The organism is Myxococcales bacterium, from assembly GCA_016717005.1.
Classification (GTDB): domain Bacteria; phylum Myxococcota_A; class Polyangia; order Haliangiales; family Haliangiaceae; genus UBA2376.
The window spans coordinates 410,199-428,914 of sequence record JADJUF010000007.1 but is presented as its reverse complement, the minus strand read 5'-3'; the positions used below and the strand labels follow the sequence as shown (position 1 = coordinate 428,914).

Sequence of the window (18,716 nt, the reverse complement as noted above, 5' to 3'; positions counted from 1 at the left end):
ATCATCCTCCTCGGGCGCGACCGGCGCTGGCGCCGGCCCACAGGTGCATCGCCGCGTAGGCGCGCCACGGTCGCCACGGCGCGGCCGCCGCCGCGGCCGCCGCCGCGGTGGTCACGCCGAGCTGGCGTTGCAGCACCAGATCGCCGGCCGGGAAGCCGTCGGGCCACGCGAGCGCGCGCATCGCCAGGTAGCTGGCGGTCCACGGGCCGATGCCGCGCACGGCGGTCAGCGCCGCCATCGCCGCGACCGGATCGCGCGGGCGGGCCCAGGTGACGCGGCCGTCGACGACCGCGAGGGCGAGCGCGCGCACGGTCTCGGCCCGGGCCCGCGGCAGGCCGATCGCGGCCAGCTCGTCGACGGTGGCGGCGGCGAGCGCGGCGGCGGTGGGCGCGGCGTGGGTGAGCGCCGGGCGCGGCGTCGCGATCGGCCGCCCGAACCGCGCCACCAGCCGGCCGCACAGGGTCGAGGCCGCGGCCACCGACACCTGCTGGCCGAGCACGGTGCGGACCGCGACCTCGAACGGATCGAACGCGCCGGGCACCCGCCGGCCCGGCGCCGCCGCGAGCGCCGCGGCCAGGCGCGGATCGCGCCCGAGGTGCGCGCCGATCGCCATCGGCTCGGCGTCGAGGTCGAACAGCGCGCGGACCCGCGCGACCAGCGCCAGCAGCCGCGGCGCCAGCGACGCGGCGATCGTCAGCCGCACGCCCGGGCGGACGGCGTCGTCGACGACCTCGACCTCGAGCCAGCCGCCGGGGCCGTCGGCGACCGTGCGCCAGTAGGTCGTGGCGCCGACCTCCTCGACGCCGGCGATCGCGCGGCCGCGCAGGAAGTCGAGCAGGGCGCGCCCCGCGAACGGCGGGCGCGCGTCGAGGCGCACGGTCAGCGGGACGTCGGCGGCGGCGGTCGCGGCGCGCTTGCGGAAGCTCGACGGCGTGGTCGCGAACTGGGTCCGGAACGCGGCGTTCCAGCGGCGGACGCTGCCGGAAGCCCGACGCCAGCGCCACGTCGGCCAGGCTCGCGCGCGAGTCGTGCAGGAGCTGCTTGCCGACCGCGAGCCGACGCGTGCGATCGAGCTGGCTGGGCGTGACCCCGAGCTCCGCCACGACCACGCGCCGCAGGTGCCGCGCGGTGACCCCGAGCTCCCGGGCCAGCTCCTCCTGCGAGCGCTCGATCAGGAAGCCGCGATCGATCGCGGCCACGGCGTCGGCGACGAGCTGCGCGCGCGCGTCGACCGCCGCCGCCGCGGTGCCGGGCGCGACCTCGGGCCGGCACCGCAGGCACGCGCGATAGCCCTGGGCCTCCGCCTGGGCCGCGAGCGCGAAGTACGCGCAGCGATCGGCGCGCGGCGTCCGCGCCGGGCACACCGGGCGGCAGTAGATCCCGGTGGTCGCGACCGCGACGACGAACCGGCCGTCGAAGCGCGGATCGCGCGCCATGACCGCCTGCCGACACGCCGCTGGATCGAGGAGCACGGGTCGGTTCTAGCGGGTGACCGGCGCGCCGTCTGGCCGTTTCCGGACCTGGCAGCGAACCGGCGCCCGATCCCCGCGCCCACAGTTTTCTGAGTGATCGCCCGCCCCGCCCAGGATTTTTCCGCGGCGGCGGGCCGGAACGCGCGTCGTTCTCGGGGGTTGTCGGTGGCACACGGGCTGCTTAGACTCGAGGCGTGCGTCGGTCCTGGTCCCTCTGGCTGCTCGTCGCCGCGTTCGCGGTCGCCGCTCCGCGTGCGGCGACGGCGGGCGGCCCGCGGCCGCGCGTGGCCCAGGCGCCGTCGAAGGTCGACGTCGCGGTCGCCGCGGTCGCCCGGGCCCAGCGGACCCTGACCGGGCTCGCTGGCGAGCGCGCGGCGTCGACCCGGCGCTACGAGGCCGAGCTCGGCGAGATCGATCAGCTCAAGCGCCAGAAGGCGTCGTGGCGGCGCGATCGGGCGCTGCGCAGCAAGCTGGCCGCCTCGCTCGAGACCGCCAAGGCGCTCACCGCGCTGGCCGACCAGGTCCGTCGCGCCGACGGCGAGCTGGCGCGCGCCAAGGCCGCGGCCGTGGTCGCGTTCGACCGCGCGCTCGCGACCGCGCCGCCGGCGCTCCGGGCCGAGCTCGAGCGGCGCCGGGCCGCCTACGCCGCGCCGGTGCCGACCAAGAAGATCGTCCTGCCCGACGACGCGCTCGATCCGCTGGCCGACCCCGAGGAGCTCGACGATCAGGTCGCGGCCCTGCGCGAGGCCGAGGCCGCGCTGGCGGGCGAGGTCGCGCGCCTCGACAAGCGCGCGCACAAGTTCGACGAGGCCGCCGAGCTGCGCCGGCAACACGAGCGCGCCGAGGCGATGGCGCTGACCGAGGACGACGACGTCCGCCGGGTCGCCGTGCGCGCGGGCGGCGCGTTCGCGAACGTCGACTCGGGCGCCGCGGCGCCGACCGACGGCGTGACCACCGAGGGCCCCAGCGGCCGCGAGCTCGCGACCGCGCTGTCGGCGGTGGTCGACGCCCGCACCGTCGACGTGCTGCGGCAGTCGGATCGCTCGAACGATCCGCGCACCTGGGCCGCGGCCGCGCGCCAGGCCAAGGACGCGGTGGCCACCCGGCTCGACACGCTGCGCAAGCGCCGCCAGGCCATCGAGGCCCGCGCGCGCGAGCTGCGCCGGCCGTGACCGTGCGCGCGCAGGTCGTCGCGGCGGTGCTGGTGGCGGGCGCGGTGAGCGCGCCGGCGCCGGTCGTCGCCGAGACCTGGCGCGGCACCGGCGAGGCCGGGCTCGAGTACGACACCAACGTCGGGCGGATCGAGACCAGCGTCGACGCCCCGCCGGTCGCGGCGCCGATGCTGCGGGCCCGGGTCGGCGCCGACGTGCGCGGCGGCCGGGCCCGGCGGGTGCGCTGGACCGTGGCCCTGGGCGGCGGCACCCGCTCGGCGGTGACCGACGCCGGCGCCAGCGAGAGCGCGCTCACCGGCTCGGTCGACGCCTCCGCGCTGCGGCGCTCGAGCGACCAGCTGGCGCTGGGCGCCCGCGCCACCCACTACGAGGTGTTCCCGGTCGACGGCGCGACCTCGGCCCGGGCGTTCGCGTCGAGCGGCGCGGATCTCTCGGCCATCCTGGCGGACGATCGCGGCCGCACCGCGACCGTCGCCGTCGGCCTGCGGCGCCTGGTCTACAAGCCCGATCGCGACTTCGACTGGACCGGGGCGACGCTGACGGCGACGCTCGCGCAGCGGCTGTGGCGCGGGCCCGACGACCGCACCGTCGATCTGACCGCCGGCTACCGCGTCGAGCGACGCGGCTACCGCGGGCTCGCCTACGGCAACAGCTGCCCGCCGGGCGCGATGCCCGACATCCGCTGCTTCGGCCCCGGCGATCGCGCCCGCGTCGACCTGGTGCAGGTGGCGTCGGCCCGGGTCAGCTACGCCGGCGTCCGCGCCGCCTCGCTCACCTACGAGCTGACCGTCGACGACTCGACCAGCTTCGGCAGCTCGCTCGTGCGGCAGCGGCTGATCGGGTCGGTGACGACGCCGCTGCCGGCGCACGTGTTCGCGACCGCGACCGTGACCGGGCAGCTCGATCGCTACCCCGAGCCGCAGCTGGTGGCGCGCGACATCGCCAACCAGCTGTTCACGACGCTCGACGACGAGTCGCGCTCGAGCGCGGCGGTGCGCCTGGGGCGTGGCTTCGGCGGCGGCTGGCAGGCCGAGCTGCGCTGGTCGCTCCACGTCGGCGCGCTCGGCGCCGACGCCGCGTCGTTTCGCCGCCAGCTGATCTACGCCGGGATGACCTGGGAGCGATGACCGCGGCGTGCTACGTCACGCCCATGCGCGCGCGCCTGCTCGTCCTCGTCCTCGCCCTGACCGTCACCGCGGCCTGCAAGCGCCCGTCGGTCGAGTCGTGCGAGGAGGCGCTGCGCAACTACGCCCAGCTCACGTTCTGGGAGAAGGCCGAGCTCGAGATCGCCGCGGCGCCGCCGGCCGAGCGCGAGCAGCTGCGCGCGGCCAAGCTGCTCGAGCGCGACGACAAGATCAAGGAGGGGCTGGACTTCGCGGTCGGCCAGTGTCGGGCCGCGCGCGACTTCGAGGGCGTGAAGTGCATGAAGGCCGCGCGCACCGCGGCCGCGGCCCGGGCCTGCCGCAAGCCCTGGTGACCGGATCCGGATCCGGAGCGGGGACAGGGGCGGGAGTCGGACGCGGAATCGGAATCGGAATCGGAATCGGGGCCGGACTCGGAGCCGAAACGGGATCGGGCGCCGGAGGGGGCGCCGGAACCGGAGCGGGATCCGGAACCGGAGCGGGATCCGGAACCGGAGGGGGCGCCGGAACCGGAGCGGGAACCGGAGCCGGAGGACTCGATCAGCGCAGCGTGCGGGCGGTCGGCAGCGCCTCGTCCTCGGCGACCCGGGCCCAGCGCCGCGCCACGATCCCGAGCGCCAGGCCGGTCGCCAGCCACACCGCGCCGAGCGCGCCGGCCGGGATCAGATCGTAGGCGAGGCCGGCGCTCAGCGGCCGCGGCGGCAGCGCCACGAACGTGGTGGCGATGGCGATCGCGAACGCCAGCGCCCATCGGTACTGCTCCAGGAACCCGGCCCGCCGCCGACGTTCGTCGATGGTCATGGGCCAAGGCTAGCGCGAAACCGCGCGGTCACTCGCCGAGATCGGTGATGCAGTCGAGCTGGGCCTGGTTGGACTCGGGGGTGGCGCGCCCGGTCGCTGGGTCGCAGGTGAAGTGGCGCTGGACGCAGGCGTACGTGCGCTGGTTGGCGCTGGCCTGGGCGACGGCCGGATCGTCGACGCGGACGATCTCGGCCAGGCACTGATCGCGCGGGGCGCCGGCCAGGTGCTCGCAGCACGAGGTCTGGCGATCGGTCGCCGCCTTGTAGTTGTCGGTGTGGTGGCCGCCGCAGGCGCCGAGCACCAGCGCCAGGGCCAGCGCGGCGAGGCGAGCGCGCCCCAGTGTGGTGGAGGCGACCGTGGCCGGGTGTTCACGATCGCGGCCCGGGGTGGCCGAGCAAGTGGGCTGGATCGCAGCGTCGAGGCAGAAGCGAGGCGTCATGGAGGCGGACTATCGCAAGGGATGCGCCATCGGGGAACGGTGGCGGGGCTGGCGACCGGCTTGCACTACTCCGCCGCATGGGTTCGCTTCGCTTGGTCTCGTTGATCGCACTGACCAGCGCCTGTGGCGCCGGTGTCCGTTACCAGCCCGTGGGCAGCGCCCGGGCCGTCGTGACCGGGACCGCCCCTGCGGTCGGCCCTGGCGGCGGGGCGGTGGCCGGCATGGCCGCGGCGGTCGCGCTGGCCCCCGACGCCCGCGACTCGACCTACCGGGTCGACTTCGACGTGTGGCTGCCTCAGGCGACCGAGATCGACTGGACGATCCAGTGCGGCGCCACCGTGGCGCAGGGCGTGGTCGGCGAGGACTTCGAGGCATACCGCGCGCGGCGGCTGGCGGAGCTCCGGGCCGAGCGCGAGCGGGCCCAGCGGACCGCGGCGGCGATCGGTGGCGTCGTCGGCCAGGCGGTGGTGGGGCAGGTGGCCGCGACGTCGACGGTCTCGACCCCGACCGCCGACGCCCAGGCCACCGTCGCGGTCGACGGCGCGGCGCTGGGCGCGGCCGCGGGCGCGGCGACGGTGTCGACCGACGTCGCGCTGGCGCCCGGCGATCTCGGCGCCGGCAACCGCCACGGCCGCGCGACCCTGCTGGTGGCCGAGGCCAACGCCGGCGCCTGCACCATGGCGCTCGCGCCGCGGGCGCCGCTCGCCGGCGACCTGGTCGGGACGTTCGCGGTAGCGCGGCTCGACGACAGCGCCCGGTGGGAGGCCGTCCGCGCGCGCGACCAGGCGATCGTCGTCCGCAGCGATCTGCGGGCGCGGCTGATCGCCCGCGGCGGCGACGTCGAGGCCCGGGCGCGGGCCGCCGAGGTCGCGGCGCAGGCGCGGTACCAGGCCCAGGCCCGGGGCCAGGCCCAGGCCGAGGTCGCGGCGCAGGCGCGGTCCCAGGCCCAGGCCGAGGCGGCGCGCCAGGTCGCCCTCGAGCTCGAGCGCGCGCGGGCGATCCGCGGCGAGCTGGTGGCGTCGCTCGAGCTCCGCGGCGGCGATCGCACCCTCCGGTACCGGCTCGCCGCCGAGGCCAGCGCCCACGCGAGCTGGGTCGCCGGCCAGTGCCACGGCACCCGGCGCGACGTGCGCGATCAGCTGGTCGCCCGCGGCGGCGATCTGACCTTGCGCGACCGCCAGCGCGCGCTCGAGCTCGAGCTGCGGGTGCGCGCCGACGCCGACCTGGCGGCGGCCCGGGCCGCCGCTGACCTCGCGTGGGCCCGCCAGCAGGCCGAGGCCGAGGCCGCCCGCGCCCAGGTGATCGCGCAGCTGACCGCGCGCGGCGCCGCGGTGCGCACGCCGATGCCCGCGCCGGTCGACGAGTTCTACGGCGAGCCGCCGATGCCGGGCTACGCCTGGTCGAGCGGTCACTGGGAGTGGCGCACCGGCGCGTGGCAGTGGACCCCGGGTTACTGGCTGGGCTCGGGGGCCGGCGCCACCGTGACCACCGTCGTGGCCGCGCCGCCGCCGCCGCCGTCGGGCGCCGCCGCGGTCGCCGGTGCGGTCGCCGGCGCGGTCGTCGGTGGGGTGACGATCTCGGTCGGCGCCAGCGCGACCGTGGCCGCGCCGCCGCCCGCGCCGCCGCGCCCGCGGGTGCAAGACCACCGCTGAGCCGCGGCCGCGACCGTTGGGGCGCCGCGCCGCGCCCAGGGGACAGGACCGCCGCTGACGCGGGGGCCGGGCCGCCGCGACCGTTGGGGCGCCGCGCCGCGCCCAGGGGACAGGACCGCCGCTGACGCGGGGGCCGGGCCGACCCGAAAATGCCGACGCCGGCGCGAGGCCGGCGTCGACGCGTGCGTGTGAGGCTGGACCTAGAAGTCCATGCCGCCCATGCCGCCCATGCCGCCCATGCCGCCCATGCCGCCCATGCCGCCGCCGCCGCCGCCGCCGGCCGCCTTCTCGTCCTTCTTGGGACGCTCGGCGATCATCGCCTCGGTGGTCAGCAGCAGCGCCGACACCGACGCGGCGTTCTGGAGCGCGGTGCGCACGACCTTGGTCGGGTCGATGACGCCGGCGGCCAGCAGGTCCTCGTACTCGAGCGTCGCGGCGTTGAAGCCGAACGAGCCCTGGCCCTCGCGGACCTTCGACACGACGATCGAGGCGTCGATGCCGGCGTTGGCCGCGATCTGACGCAGCGGCTCCTCGATCGCGCGGCGGATGATCGCCACGCCGAACTGCTGCTCCTCGTCGAGCTTGATGCCCTCGAGCGCCTTGAGCGCGCGGATCAGCGCGACGCCGCCGCCGGGGACGATGCCTTCCTCGACCGCGGCGCGGGTGGCGTGCAGCGCGTCCTCGACGCGCGCCTTCTTCTCCTTGAGCTCGACCTCGGTGGCCGCGCCGACGCGGATGACCGCGACGCCGCCGACCAGCTTGGCCAGGCGCTCCTGGAGCTTCTCGCGATCGTAGTCCGAGGTGGTGTCGTCGATCTGCCGGCGGATCGTCTTCACCCGGCCTTCGATGTCGGCCTTGGCGCCGGCCCCGTCGATGATCGTGGTGTTGTCCTTGTCGATCGTGACGCGCTTGGCGGTGCCGAGATCCTTGATGGTCAGGCCCTCGAGCTTGAGCCCGAGATCCTCGGTGACCGCCTGGCCGCCGGTCAGGACCGCGATGTCCTTGAGCATCTCCTTGCGGCGGTCGCCGAAGCCGGGCGCCTTGACCGCGCAGATGTGCAGCGTGCCGCGCAGCTTGTTGACCACCAGGGTCGCCAGCGCCTCGCCGTCGACGTCCTCGGCGATGATCAGCAGCGGCCGGCCGCTCTTGGCGACCTGCTCGAGGAGCGGCAGCAGCTCCTTCATGTTGCTGATCTTCTTCTCGTGGGTCAGCACGAAGCAGTCGTTGAGCACGACCTCCATGCGCTCGCTGTCGGTCACGAAGTACGGCGACAGGTAGCCCCGGTCGAACTGCATGCCCTCGACGACGTCGAGCTCGCTGTTGAGCGACTTCGACTCCTCGACGGTGATCACGCCCTCCTTGCCGACCTTCTCCATCGCCTCGGCGATCATGTCGCCGATGGCGGTGTCGCCGTTGGCCGAGATGGTCCCGACCTGAGCGATCTCCTTGTGGTTCTTGGTCTCCTTCGACTGCGCCTTGAGCGCGTCGATGACCGTCGCGACCGCGACGTCGATGCCGCGCTTGATCTCCATCGGGTTGTGCCCGGCGGCGACCAGCTTGACGCCCTCGCGGAAGATCGCCTGGGCCAGCACGGTGGCGGTGGTGGTGCCGTCGCCGGCGGTGTCAGAGGTCTTGGAGGCGACCTCCTTGACCATCTGCGCGCCCATGTTCTCGAACTTGTTCTCGAGCTCGATCTCCTTGGCGACGGTGACGCCGTCCTTGGTGACCGTGGGCGAGCCCCAGCTCTTCTCGATCACGACGTTGCGGCCGCGCGGGCCGAGGGTGACCTTGACGGCGTTGGCGAGGACGTCGACGCCCCGGCCGACGGCAGCGCGCGCGCGCTCGTCGAAAATGATGTCCTTGGCAGCCATGTTCCGGACTCCTCTTGCTTCAGCCGATGATGCCGAGGACTTCGTCCTCGGACAGGATGAGGTGCTCGACGCCGTCGAGCTTGATCTCGGTGCCGGCGTACTTGCCGAACAGCACCCGATCACCCGCCTTGACGTCGAGCGCGACCAGCGTGCCGTCCTCGGTGCGCTTGCCAGCGCCGACGGCGATCACCTGACCCTCGAGCGGCCGCTCCTTGGCGGCGTCGGGGATGATGATCCCACCCTTGGTCTGCTCCTGTTCCTCGACCCGGCGCACCAGAAGCCGGTCCTGCAGCGGACGAACGTTCATTGGATCCTCAAAGCGTGTTGGTTCGTGGCCCCGCGCACGGACGCCGTGCGGGCGGGGCTCGTTTGTTAGCACTCACCTCGTGCGAGTGCTAACGGGCGCATACTAAGCGCGGTCGCCGACCGCGCAAGGGGCTAGTTCTCGGATTTCGTTCGCGAGTGGTCGACCAATCGGGTGCGACAGGTCACTACACGGGCCGCGGCGATGAACCGGGTTCCAGCAGGTGTTCCAAGGTGTTGAGGTCCCACAGGAACTTGCACCTGGGCGGATGTCGACGATAACGGGATCATGGACGCTGTTACACCTGCCGCATCGGTGGATGGCTACTTCTACGAGGTCCTGGCCGAGTCGCTCGAGGCGGTCCGCTGCAAGGCGACCGAGCCTGCGGGCTGGTACCTGGTCTCGCTCATGGGCGAGTTCACCCGGGCCCGCCTGCCCGACACGCCGCTGGCGCTGCGCCTGGCCGAGGCCAGCGTGGCCTCGCCCGCGGAGCGGGTCCGGACGCTCAAGGAGGTCGGCGACACCTCGCTCTACGTGGCCGGGTTCTTCGCCGAGTCGCTGTCGCGCAAGCTGGTCGACGTCGACTACTACGTCGGGCTGGGCCGCGGCGCCTACGCCCAGCTCGCCGGGCAGCTGTCGGGTTCGCTGACCGAGGTCTACGGCGAGCTGGCCGAGAACTTCCCGGAGTTCGTCGAGGTGCTGGCCGAGGTCCGGCGGCGGGTCGACTTCGCCAGCGCCGATCTGATGAAGCTCTACGAGCAGTGGCTGCGCACCCGCGACGCGTGGATCGAGAAGAAGCTGCGCGCGCTGGGCGTGCTGGTCGACCCCGACGCGGCGATCCTCCAGTGACGACCGCGGTGCTGGGCCGGCTGCAGGGCGGGCTCGAGCGCCTGTACCGGGTCGCGACCGGGCTCGCGGTCGAGGCGTTCCTGATCGACGCCGCCGGCCGCGCCTCGCTGGGGCTGGCCCGGGCGCCGCGCGAGCAGCTGGTCGTGGTCGAGTCCGACGACGGCCTCGATCTCGGGCTGTTCGTCGACGGCGAGGTCCTGGCCAGCCTGGCGGCCCACGACCCCGGGCGCGGCCTCGACGATCGCAACCTGCCGGCGTTCCTGTACGCGCTCGAGGGCGTGTCGCACTTCGTCTACGCCGCGGTGTGCGCGCAGCAGGCGCGGGCGGTGTCGGCGCTCGAGCTCGAGCTGCAGGCCGAGGTCGACAAGTACGTGACCTGCCTGCTGGCCGGGGACGCCGGCCCAGCGCGTCGAGCGCGCGCTGGCGGGCCCGGCTGTTCGAGCAGTGCACCTACGAGCCCGACCTCGACGCCGACGAGCGCGACCGCTACCAGGTCGCGAACGACAACGCCCGGCGCTACGCCGCGTCGCTCGAGCGCCGGTTCGTGGCGCGGCGGGCCATGGTCGACATGTTCGTCGAGCTGCGCCGGTTCTACCGGCTACCGCTCGCCGGCAAGCTCGACGCCATCGGCCGCGCCGCCTGAGCCGGTCGCGGGCACGGTCACGGTGAAGGTCGAGCCGTGGCCGATCGCGCTGGTGACCGCGACGGTGCCGCCCAGGACGTCGGTCAGGCGCTTGACCAGCGCCAGGCCCAGGCCGACGCCGCCGAAGGCGCGCTCGTCGGTGCCGTCGACCTGGCGGAACGCCTCGAAGATCGCCTGCTGGTCCGCGCCGGCGATGCCGATGCCGGTGTCCTGGACCGTCAGCACCAGCCACTCATCGGCGACGCGGGCGCGCACGTCGATCTGGCCGCCCGCGGGCGTGAACTTGACGGCGTTCGCGATCAGGTTGACGAGCACGTGGCTCAGCAGGCGCCGGTCGCTCGTCGCCGCGCCCGGGCCGACGTCGGTCGTCAGCCGCTGGCGCTTGGTGCCGAGCATCCAGGCGACCGAGGCCGTGACCTGCTCGATCAGGTCGGTCAGCGCGAACTCGGTCGGGTGGACCTCGACCCGCCCGACCTCGGCCTTGACCAGCGCCAGCAGGTCGTCGACGAGCTGCAAGAGCGACTTGGCGCTGCCCTTGATCGAGCGCGCGGCGTCGCGCTGGCGATCGGTGGTCGGGCCGTAGACGCCGGCCTCGATCAGCTCGGCCAGGCCCGAGACGCCGTGGATCGGGGTGCGCAGCTCGTGGGTCACCGACGCCATGAAGACGCTCTTCTGCTTACCGGCCTCGAGCAGCTCGGCGGTCCGGGCCTCGAGCGCGGCCTCGCGATCGCGCAGCTTGCCGAGCATGCGGGCGGTGAAGAACGTCGGGACGCCGATCGCGAACGCGGCGTAGCCCAGCACCACGACCACGTGCCACGCGCTCATCGGCCCGGTCAGCGGCGGCGCGGTCGGCGGCAGCGTCCCGGTCAGCTCGAGGACGCACATCGCGCCGTAGGCGACGAGGATCGAGCCCGCGACCAGGAGCGTCGTGCCCAGGTTCGACAGCAACGCGACGACGGTGATCTCGATGACGTAGATCGCGAACAGGGGGCTCTGGACGCCGCCGGTGAAGTAGATCGCGGCGGTCATGCAGCCGACGTCGGCGAGCGTGTTGAGCGACATCAGCTCGAGCCCGCGCCGCCAGCCGCCGCGCAGCGCCACCAGCGCCGCGGTGTTGGTGGTGGCCTTGATCAGCAGCAGGACCAGGAACTCGCGCCCGTACGGCACGAGGTCGAACGCGACCGCGCTCGTCGCCAGGAGCGCGAACGCCGCGGCGATCAGGTAGCCCGACCAGACCCCGGCCAGCAGGCGCCCCCGGTACGACGGGTGGCGCAGCGCCTCGACGAACGGCGGCAGCAGCATCGCCGCGCTACGCGGCGGGACCGATCAGCGAGCGCACGGTCGTGAGCAGCGTGCTGAGGTCGAACGGCTTGGTCAGGTAGCCGGCGGCCATGCTGGGCGCGGCCAGGCGATCGCGCTCGTCGCGCGGCGTGTACACGGCGCTCATCAACAGCACCGGCATCGCCGCGCCCGCCGGCGTGCGCTTGACCTCGAAGCACACCTCGAAGCCGCTCTTGCGGGGCAGCTGCACGTCGATCAGCATCAGATCCGGGCGCTCGTCCCAGAACTGCTTGACGCCATCGACGCCGTTGGTCGCGCCGCGCAGATCGTAGCCGTTGGCCGACAGGTAGTCGGTCAGGATCTGCAGGTTGATGGGGTCGTCCTCGACCACGAGGATCTTCTTCATGGCAGGCCTCGCCCCAGGGTATCGCGTCGCCGGGGCGGTGACCACCAGGTGTGGCCGATCTGGCCCCAGGCGATTCTTGCGTCACACCGCGCGGGCGGTGGGCTCTGTCTGGGCATGACGAACCAAGGCTACGTCCAGACTCAATGTCCTCGCTGCGGCGCTGGCGCCTGGGCGCTGTCGACCCACCCGGTCCCGTGCCAGGGCTGCGGCCAGGCCATCGGCCCGATCGGCGCGGCGCCCGTGGCGGCCCCGGCGCAGATGGCCTACGGCGGCGCGCCGATGGCCGCCCCCGGCTACGGCACCAACGGTGCGAACGCCGCCTACGGTGCGAACGCCGCCTACGGCGCGAACGGCGCCTACGGCGCGAACGGCGCCTACGGCGCCAATGGTGCGAACGGGGCCTACCCCGGCTCGGCCCCGGCGCCGATGCCGGCGGCGGCACCCATCGCGGCGGCGCCGGCGGCGGCCGGCCCGGCCCACCAGTTCTCGGTCAACGTCGGCGGCTTCAAGATCCCGTTCAAGGTCGGCGGCGGCGGGGGCAAGTTCAAGATCATCGGCTCGATCGTGCTGGTGGTCGCGCTCGGCATCGCCGGCGTGATCTTCAAGATGAAGTTCGGCTCGACCGCCAAGGGCAATCTCTCGTACGCCAGCCTCGGCGTCGACGCCAAGAGGCCCGACGGCGACAAGCTGATCGCGGCGCTCGCGGGCCCGGCCAAGAAGTGGAAGCGCGACGCGATGTGGTGGTCGGCCAACTTCCAGTCGGTCGACGCCGAGGGCCGGATCGACGTGTCCAAGGGCGCCGAGGTGGTCTACATCTCGCAGGGCGCGGTCCAGTCGCACGCCAAGAACGTGCGCAAGGACTCGATCAAGAAGTACGGCGCCGGCTCGGCCGGCGTGTCGCACCGGCAGCTGTGGGGCGCGACCGATCCGTGGGAGGGCGTCGAGCAGCACGCCGAGGCCAAGTGCTCGATCAAGGACGTCATGGCGATCGTCGGCAAGCAGCTGCCCGCCGGCAAGACCGTGCGCGTCACCTTCGACCCCAAGTTCGCCGATTACTACGCGTGGCGGGTGATGAACAGCGACCTGAAGATCGACACGCTCTACGCGTTCTCGGACTGCAGCGTCATCAAGTAGCGCTCACGCCGGCGGCGTCAGGACCCGGTCGTCGATCCGCCGGGTGGTCCGGTCGCGCTCACGCCGGCGGCGTCAGGACCCGGTCGTCGATCCGCCGGGTGGTCCGGTCGCGCTCACGCCGGCGGCGTCAGGACCCGGTCGTCGATCCGCCGGGTGGTCCGGTCGCGCTCACGCCGGCGGCGTCAGGACCCGGTCGTCGGTCCGCCGGCCCCGTGGGCCGGTCGGCGCCGGTCCCACGCCGGCGGCGTCAGGACTCGGTCGTCGATCCGCCGGGTGGTCCGGTCGCGCTCACGCCGGCGGCGTCAGGACTCGGTCGTCGATCCGCCGGGTGGTCCGGTCGCGCTCACGCCGGCGGCGTCAGGACTCGGTCGTCGATCCGCCGGGTGGTCCGGTCGCGCTCACGCCGGCGGCGTCAGGACTCGGTTGTCGATCAGCCGGGTGGTCCCGAGGAACGCCGCCACCGCCAGCACGCCCGGCCGATCGAGCCGGGGCAGCGGCGACAGGTCGGCGGCGTCGCGCAGCTCGACGTAGTCGATCCGCGCGTCGGGCGCGTCGGCCAGCGGCGCCCGGGCCAGCGCGCACAGCGCCGCGCCGTCGCGCTCGCCGGCCGCCACCGCCGCGGCCGCCGCGGCCAGGCCGGTCGACAGCGCCAGCGCCTGGCGCCGCTGGGCCGGCGCCAGGTAGACGTTGCGCGAGCTCATCGCCAGGCCGTCCGGTTCCGGGACGATGGGCATCCCGACGATCTCGACGCCGAAGTCGAGATCGCGCGCCATCCGCCGCACCACCGCCAGCTGCTGGTAGTCCTTCTCGCCGAAGAACGCCAGGTGCGGCCGGGTCAGGTTGAACAGCTTCGCGACGATCGTGGCGACGCCGGTGAAGTGGCCCGGGCGGGTGGCGCCGCACAGCGGCTGCTCGAGCGCGCGCACCGACACGAAGGTCTGGGCGCCGTCGGGGTACATCGCCGCCGCGGCCGGGCAGAACGCCAGGTCGAGCCCGCACGCCCGGGCCTTGGCCAGGTCGCCGTCCTCGTCGCGCGGGTAGCGCTCGAGGTCCTCGCTCGGCCCGAACTGAGTCGGGTTGACGAAGATCGACAGGATCACGACGTCGGCCCGGGCCCGGGCCGCGCGCAGGAGCGACAGGTGGCCGTCGTGCAGGAAGCCCATCGTCGGGACCAGCGCGATCGTGCGCCCGTCCCGGCGGAGGTCCTCGACGCGGGCCGCCATGGCCTCCGGGGTGCGGATGATCTCGAACGGCGGCCGGCTCGCGATCACGCCTTGCCCCCGGAGTACAGCGGGATGGGCGCGCTGGCCTCCTTGTCGCGGTTGAAGCTCTCGGCCTCCGACGGGAACCGCGCGCCCTTGACGTCGGCGAAGTAGCGCTGGCACGCGTCCTTGATCGTCGTCGACAGGTCGGCGTAGCGGCGCACGAACTTGGGCTTGAAGCGCTCGTCCATGCCGAGCAGGTCGTAGATCACCAGCACCTGGCCGTCGCAGTCGGGCCCGGCGCCGATGCCGATCGTCGGGATGTCGATCGCGGCGGTGACCTCGCGCGCGACCTCGGACGGGATGCCCTCGAGCACGATCGCGTAGGCGCCGGCGTCGGCCAGGGCCCGGGCGTCGGCGGTCAGGCGCGCGGCCGCGCCGGCGTCCTTGCCCTGGACCTTGAACCCGCCGAACTGGTGGAACGACTGCGGCGTCAGGCCGAGGTGGCCCATCACCGGGATGCCGGTGGCGGTCAGGCGGGCGACCAGCGGCGCGTGCTGGGCGCCGCCCTCGAGCTTGACCGCGTGGGCGCCGCCGTCCTTGATCAGGCGGCCGGCGTTGCGGAGGCCCTGCTCGACGCTCTCCTGGTACGACATGAACGGCATGTCGCCGACCACCTGGGCGCGCCGGGCGCCGCGCGCGACCGCGCGGCAGTGGTAGACCATCTCGTCGATGGTGACCGGCAGGGTGGTGTCGTGGCCCTGGATCACCATGCCGAGCGAGTCGCCGACGAGGAGGATGTCGGCGCCGGCCTGATCGAGCAGGCGGGCAAAGGTGGCGTCGTAGGCCGTGAGCATGGTGATCTTGTCACCAGCGACCTTCTGGGCGCGGAGCGCCTGGATCGTCACACGCGTCATGTTGTCTCCGGTCGCCGTCCGTGGAGTGGATCGACGCCACCTCTACTGTAGCGCCAATTCCCCGCGCGCGCTCACCGCGCCCGCACCGGCACCCGGATCGTGGCCCAGGCGCCCGCGTTGGGGGCCGGGAGCCGCAGGCTGGCGCCGACCCGCTCGAGGCAGCGCAGCGCCTCGTCGCGCGCGTCGGGCGCGTCCCCGGGCAGCGGCGCCAGGACGTAGTACGCCGACACGCCCGGCGTGATGGTCGTCGGCGTCGGCGGCGGCCGTGGCCGGAGGTGGCCGCGGACCGGCCGAGGCGGGGACCGCGGCGGGGTCGCGCCGCCGCGCATGAACGGCGATGGCTTGAGCTGCGCCGGCGTCGCGACGGTGATGCGCACCTCGGCCAGCCCGGTCGGCACCGCGCGCATGCACGCGGCCAGATCAGCGGCGCGCAGGTCGACCGCGGCGCGCAGCGGATCCTGGGCCGGCCCGTCGCCGCTGCTGGCCTGGACCGCCGCCTGGGCCCGGGCGCTGTCGGCGGTGGCGATCGCGATGTGGTCCTCGGCCCGGGCCCGCCACGGGCTGGCCGCCGGCGCCGCGCCCAGGTAGCGGCGCAGGTAGACGATCGCGTAGTCGGGCTGGTCGCGGTAGCGCGCGGCGATCCCGAGCAGGTAGTCGGCGTCGCTGGCCGGGGTCAGCGGGATCGTGCCCGACGCGGCCCGCGCGGCCAGCGGATCGTCCTTGGCGGCGCGCTCGGCGGCGGTCTGGGCCTCGGCGTCCCGGCGCGCGCGATCGAGCGCCATCACCTGCAGCCACGCGGCGCCTTGCTCGCGCGAGCGACCGAGCGCGTCGATGGCGTCGGTCAGCCGGCCCTGGGCCAGCGCGACCTCGCCGGCTCGCAGGTACAGCTCGCTGCCGACCTCGCCGCGCGCGATGGCCGCGTCGACGGTGGCCCGGGCGCCGACGAGGTCGTCGCTGCGCGACTGGCACAAGGCCAGCGACAGCGCGGGCGCGCGCACGAGCGGGTTCTTCGACGACGTCCGCAGGTCGATCAGCGCCTCGGGCCGCCAGGCCGGCGCGAGCGCGTAGGCGCGCTGGTACGCGCGGGCGCAGGTCGCCCAGTGGCGGCGGCGCTCGGCGGTGATCGCCAGGTAGCCCCAGGCGTCGGCGACGTCGGGCGCGGCCGCGGCGAGCAGCTCGAGGTCGCGCTCGACCGCCGCGAGATCCGCCGACGTCAGGCGGAGCGCGCGCACCGCGTCGGCGATGCGGGTCGCGCGGGCGTGGGTGCCGGGGGCGGTGGCCTCGTCCCAGAACCCGCTGCGGGTCTCGGCGGCCAGGTCGGGATCGGCCGGCGGCGCCGCGGCCGCCGCGCGGGCGAGCGCGAGCCCGAGCGCGGCGATGACCACCCGCCCGGTCACCGGCTCCCGCGCAGGCGCTGGGCGAGCCGCGCCTTGAGCGCCGCCAGGTGCGCGCGCGCCCGGGGCTGGTAGCGCGGGTGGGCGCCGCTGGCGACGAACGCCTCGAAGTGCTCGAGCGCGGCGACGACGTCGCCCTGGTGCTCGGCCGCGAGCCCGAGGTAGTAGGACACCTCGCCGGCCGGGACGAAGAACACCCGGCCCCGATCGATCTCGTCGACGAAGCGGTCGATCGCGTCCGCGCCCTCGCCGCGCAGCACCTCGTACGCCGCGCCGGTCTGCTCGTCGCGATCGAGCGCGACCGCGAGCCCGAACGCGCGGCTCAGGTCGGGCACGAGCCGCTGGGCCTCCCGGTAGGTCTCGATCGCGCGGTCGAGATCGCCCAGCATCATGTGAGTCTCGGCCAGGTTGCCGAGCGCGAACGCGCGCCGGTTGGCGTTGGACGACAGCGCGTCGACGCGGGCGTGGCCGCGGATGCGGTCGAGCACGCGCAGGTAGTCGACCCGCGCCGCCGCGAGGTGGGCCGGGGTCGCGAGCTTGGTGTGCAAGAGCGCGCGCGCGGTCAGCACCTCGTCGGTGAGCCGGGGATCGAGCGGCGCCAGGCGCTCGGCGGCGTCCCAGTGCTCGATCGCGAGCTCGGCCGCGCGCTGGCTGGGGCTGGGGCCGCACAGCGCGCCGCGCTTGGGCGCGCACTCGATGTAGAACGCGTTGACGACCGCGGCGGCGCGCCAGTGCGGCTCGGCCAGATCGGGGCGGGCCAGCGCGGCGGCGTCGTAGGCCGCGAGCGCCGCGGTGACCAGGCGGCTGCGCATCTCGGTGATGTCGGTCGCGACCGCCGACGCGACCCGGTCGTCGCCGGCCAGCATCGCCTCGTCGTAGCTGCGCCGGGCCTGCGCCGCGTCGGCGGTCTCGGTCGCCGCCTGCCACAGCGTCGGCGGGGCCGCCGCGGCCACGCTGGTCGCGAGCGCCACGGTCGCGAGCGGCACGATCGCGAGCGCCAGGGCCGCGCGGATCATCGGTGCCGCTCCGGCCGGGCGGGCTTGCGCCGCGCGCGCTCGAGCTCGAGCGCCAGCGCGAGGCGATGATCGCGCGCCCGGGCGGTCAGCGCCGGCGGCCCGCCGGCCTGCTCGTACGCCCACCAGGCGCGGTGGGCCTCGGCGGTCAGGTACGGCCAGGTCTCGTACACCAGCGCGCGGTAGTAGTGCGCGTCGATCGCGATCGGCGGCGGGAACGCGCGCAGCGCGTCGTCGGCGAGGCGCACGTACTCGCTGTCGAGCGCGGTCCGCAGGCGCAGGAGCACGTCGAACGCGGCCGTGATCTGCTCGTCGCGATCGTAGATGACCGCGAGCGCGACGTGGCCGGCGACGCTGGCGGGATCGCCGTCGAGCGGCACCGCGTCGACCAGCTCGCGCAGGGTCGCGACCGCGGCGCCGACGTCGCCGCTGGCCTCGAGCGCGTGGGCCAGCGCGATGCGCGCGCGCACGATCGTGAAGCGATCGGCGACCTGGGCCGAGGCCTGGCGCAGCCGGTCGACGGCGAGGTCGGTGCGCCCCTGGCGCAGCGCGATCCGGCCGATCCGGACCAGCGCGTCGGCGCGCTGGGCGCCGGCGGGCGCGGCGCGGAGGTAGATCGTCAGCAGGCGCTCGGCCTCGAGCGCGCGCCCGGCGGCGTCGGCGAACGCGCCGGCGTAGTAGGTCACGTCGTCGTCGTTGGGATCGAGCGTGCGGGCGTAGCGCGCCAGCCGCACGCCGGTGCGGACCATCTCGATGCGGCTGCGATCGGCCGCGCCGTAGGGATCGTCGAGCTGGCGCAAGGTCATCGAGAGCTGCTGCACCAGCTCGGCGACCTGGGCCGCGTGCGGATGCAGCACCCGGCCCCAGAAGTCGGTGGGCTCGGCCGGGCGCGGCGGCACGTCGATCATGCGATCGGCCCGGGCCGGGGCCACCGACGCGAGCAACGCGAGCCACAGGGCGGCGACCAGGGCCGAGCGCACCACAGGATCAGTATGCAGCCCCGCTGGCGGGGAGGCCAGGCCTC

18 protein-coding genes and 1 pseudogene are annotated in these 18,716 nt (G+C 74.8%); 7 read left to right on the top strand and 12 right to left on the bottom strand.

The window, feature by feature from the left end; all coding sequences use genetic code 11:
* Position 1 precedes the first annotated feature (1 nt).
* Positions 2 to 1,436, bottom strand: a pseudogene (locus IPL61_08735) (DNA-3-methyladenine glycosylase 2 family protein).
* Between the two features lie 230 nt (positions 1,437 to 1,666).
* On the opposite strand from IPL61_08735, the gene IPL61_08730 reads away from it, so the two are divergent.
* Genes IPL61_08730 through IPL61_08720 form a run of 3 tightly spaced genes read left to right on the top strand, consistent with a single transcriptional unit; the run spans position 1,667 to position 4,121 of the window.
* A complete protein-coding gene (locus IPL61_08730; GenBank protein MBK9031408.1) occupies positions 1,667 to 2,644 on the top strand; it encodes a hypothetical protein in 978 nt (325 codons plus the stop codon).
* Entirely contained in the window at positions 2,641 to 3,771 is a 1,131-nt protein-coding gene (locus tag IPL61_08725) for a hypothetical protein (GenBank protein MBK9031407.1), read from the top strand. Before IPL61_08730 ends, IPL61_08725 begins: the two co-directional genes overlap by 4 nt.
* Positions 3,768 to 4,121, top strand: coding sequence for a hypothetical protein (locus tag IPL61_08720; GenBank protein ID MBK9031406.1), 354 nt, complete (start codon positions 3,768 to 3,770; stop codon positions 4,119 to 4,121). Before IPL61_08725 ends, IPL61_08720 begins: the two co-directional genes overlap by 4 nt.
* Before the next feature lie 205 nt (positions 4,122 to 4,326).
* Here IPL61_08720 and IPL61_08715 read toward each other — a convergent pair whose 3' ends face one another.
* A complete protein-coding gene (locus IPL61_08715; GenBank protein MBK9031405.1) occupies positions 4,327 to 4,587 on the bottom strand; it encodes a hypothetical protein in 261 nt (86 codons plus the stop codon).
* A 28-nt stretch (positions 4,588 to 4,615) separates the two neighbouring features.
* Complete coding sequence (locus IPL61_08710) at positions 4,616 to 5,026, bottom strand: hypothetical protein (GenBank protein MBK9031404.1); 411 nt, start codon at positions 5,024 to 5,026, stop codon at positions 4,616 to 4,618.
* A gap of 149 nt (positions 5,027 to 5,175) precedes the next feature.
* Here IPL61_08710 and IPL61_08705 point away from each other — a divergent pair, with 149 nt between their 5' ends.
* Positions 5,176 to 6,678, top strand: coding sequence for a YXWGXW repeat-containing protein (locus IPL61_08705; GenBank protein MBK9031403.1), 1,503 nt, complete (start codon positions 5,176 to 5,178; stop codon positions 6,676 to 6,678).
* A 200-nt stretch (positions 6,679 to 6,878) separates the two neighbouring features.
* Here IPL61_08705 and groL read toward each other — a convergent pair whose 3' ends face one another.
* Complete coding sequence (gene groL / locus IPL61_08700; protein ID MBK9031402.1) at positions 6,879 to 8,549, bottom strand: chaperonin GroEL; 1,671 nt, start codon at positions 8,547 to 8,549, stop codon at positions 6,879 to 6,881.
* Positions 8,550 to 8,568: 19 nt separating this feature from the next.
* Complete coding sequence (locus IPL61_08695) at positions 8,569 to 8,856, bottom strand: co-chaperone GroES (GenBank protein MBK9031401.1); 288 nt, start codon at positions 8,854 to 8,856, stop codon at positions 8,569 to 8,571.
* Between the two features lie 312 nt (positions 8,857 to 9,168).
* Between IPL61_08695 and IPL61_08690 the strand changes: the two genes are divergently transcribed.
* On the top strand, positions 9,169 to 9,702 hold the full coding sequence (locus IPL61_08690) for a hypothetical protein (protein MBK9031400.1): 534 nt from the start codon (positions 9,169 to 9,171) through the stop codon (positions 9,700 to 9,702).
* A gap of 304 nt (positions 9,703 to 10,006) precedes the next feature.
* Positions 10,007 to 10,345 (top strand): hypothetical protein, encoded by a 339-nt coding sequence (locus IPL61_08685; GenBank protein ID MBK9031399.1) that lies wholly within the window; start codon positions 10,007 to 10,009, stop codon positions 10,343 to 10,345.
* Here IPL61_08685 and IPL61_08680 read toward each other — a convergent pair.
* Together IPL61_08680 and IPL61_08675 are read right to left on the bottom strand one after the other, a co-directional pair.
* The gene (locus IPL61_08680) at positions 10,301 to 11,647 is read right to left on the bottom strand and encodes a HAMP domain-containing histidine kinase (protein MBK9031398.1); all 1,347 of its coding nucleotides are present in this window, start codon (positions 11,645 to 11,647) and stop codon (positions 10,301 to 10,303) included. The genes IPL61_08685 and IPL61_08680 overlap by 45 nt on opposite strands.
* A 7-nt stretch (positions 11,648 to 11,654) precedes the next feature.
* Complete coding sequence (locus tag IPL61_08675) at positions 11,655 to 12,032, bottom strand: response regulator transcription factor (protein MBK9031397.1); 378 nt, start codon at positions 12,030 to 12,032, stop codon at positions 11,655 to 11,657.
* Between the two features lie 114 nt (positions 12,033 to 12,146).
* Here IPL61_08675 and IPL61_08670 point away from each other — a divergent pair, with 114 nt between their 5' ends.
* Positions 12,147 to 13,166: a hypothetical protein gene (locus IPL61_08670; protein ID MBK9031396.1), complete on the top strand. Its 1,020-nt coding sequence runs from the start codon at positions 12,147 to 12,149 to the stop codon at positions 13,164 to 13,166.
* Between the two features lie 398 nt (positions 13,167 to 13,564).
* Here the strand turns inward: IPL61_08670 and IPL61_08665 are convergent, their stop codons facing one another.
* The 5 genes from IPL61_08665 to IPL61_08645 form a co-directional block, all read right to left on the bottom strand.
* Positions 13,565 to 14,437, bottom strand: coding sequence for a pantoate--beta-alanine ligase (locus IPL61_08665; protein MBK9031395.1), 873 nt, complete (start codon positions 14,435 to 14,437; stop codon positions 13,565 to 13,567).
* The gene (panB, locus tag IPL61_08660; GenBank protein ID MBK9031394.1) at positions 14,434 to 15,285 is read right to left on the bottom strand and encodes a 3-methyl-2-oxobutanoate hydroxymethyltransferase; all 852 of its coding nucleotides are present in this window, start codon (positions 15,283 to 15,285) and stop codon (positions 14,434 to 14,436) included. Before panB ends, IPL61_08665 begins: the two co-directional genes overlap by 4 nt.
* A 71-nt stretch (positions 15,286 to 15,356) precedes the next feature.
* A complete protein-coding gene (locus IPL61_08655; protein MBK9031393.1) occupies positions 15,357 to 16,682 on the bottom strand; it encodes a hypothetical protein in 1,326 nt (441 codons plus the stop codon).
* Positions 16,679 to 17,695 (bottom strand): tetratricopeptide repeat protein, encoded by a 1,017-nt coding sequence (locus IPL61_08650; GenBank protein ID MBK9031392.1) that lies wholly within the window; start codon positions 17,693 to 17,695, stop codon positions 16,679 to 16,681. Before IPL61_08650 ends, IPL61_08655 begins: the two co-directional genes overlap by 4 nt.
* The gene (locus IPL61_08645; GenBank protein MBK9031391.1) at positions 17,692 to 18,675 is read right to left on the bottom strand and encodes a hypothetical protein; all 984 of its coding nucleotides are present in this window, start codon (positions 18,673 to 18,675) and stop codon (positions 17,692 to 17,694) included. The genes IPL61_08650 and IPL61_08645 overlap by 4 nt, the downstream gene beginning before the upstream one ends.
* Positions 18,676 to 18,716 lie beyond the last annotated feature (41 nt).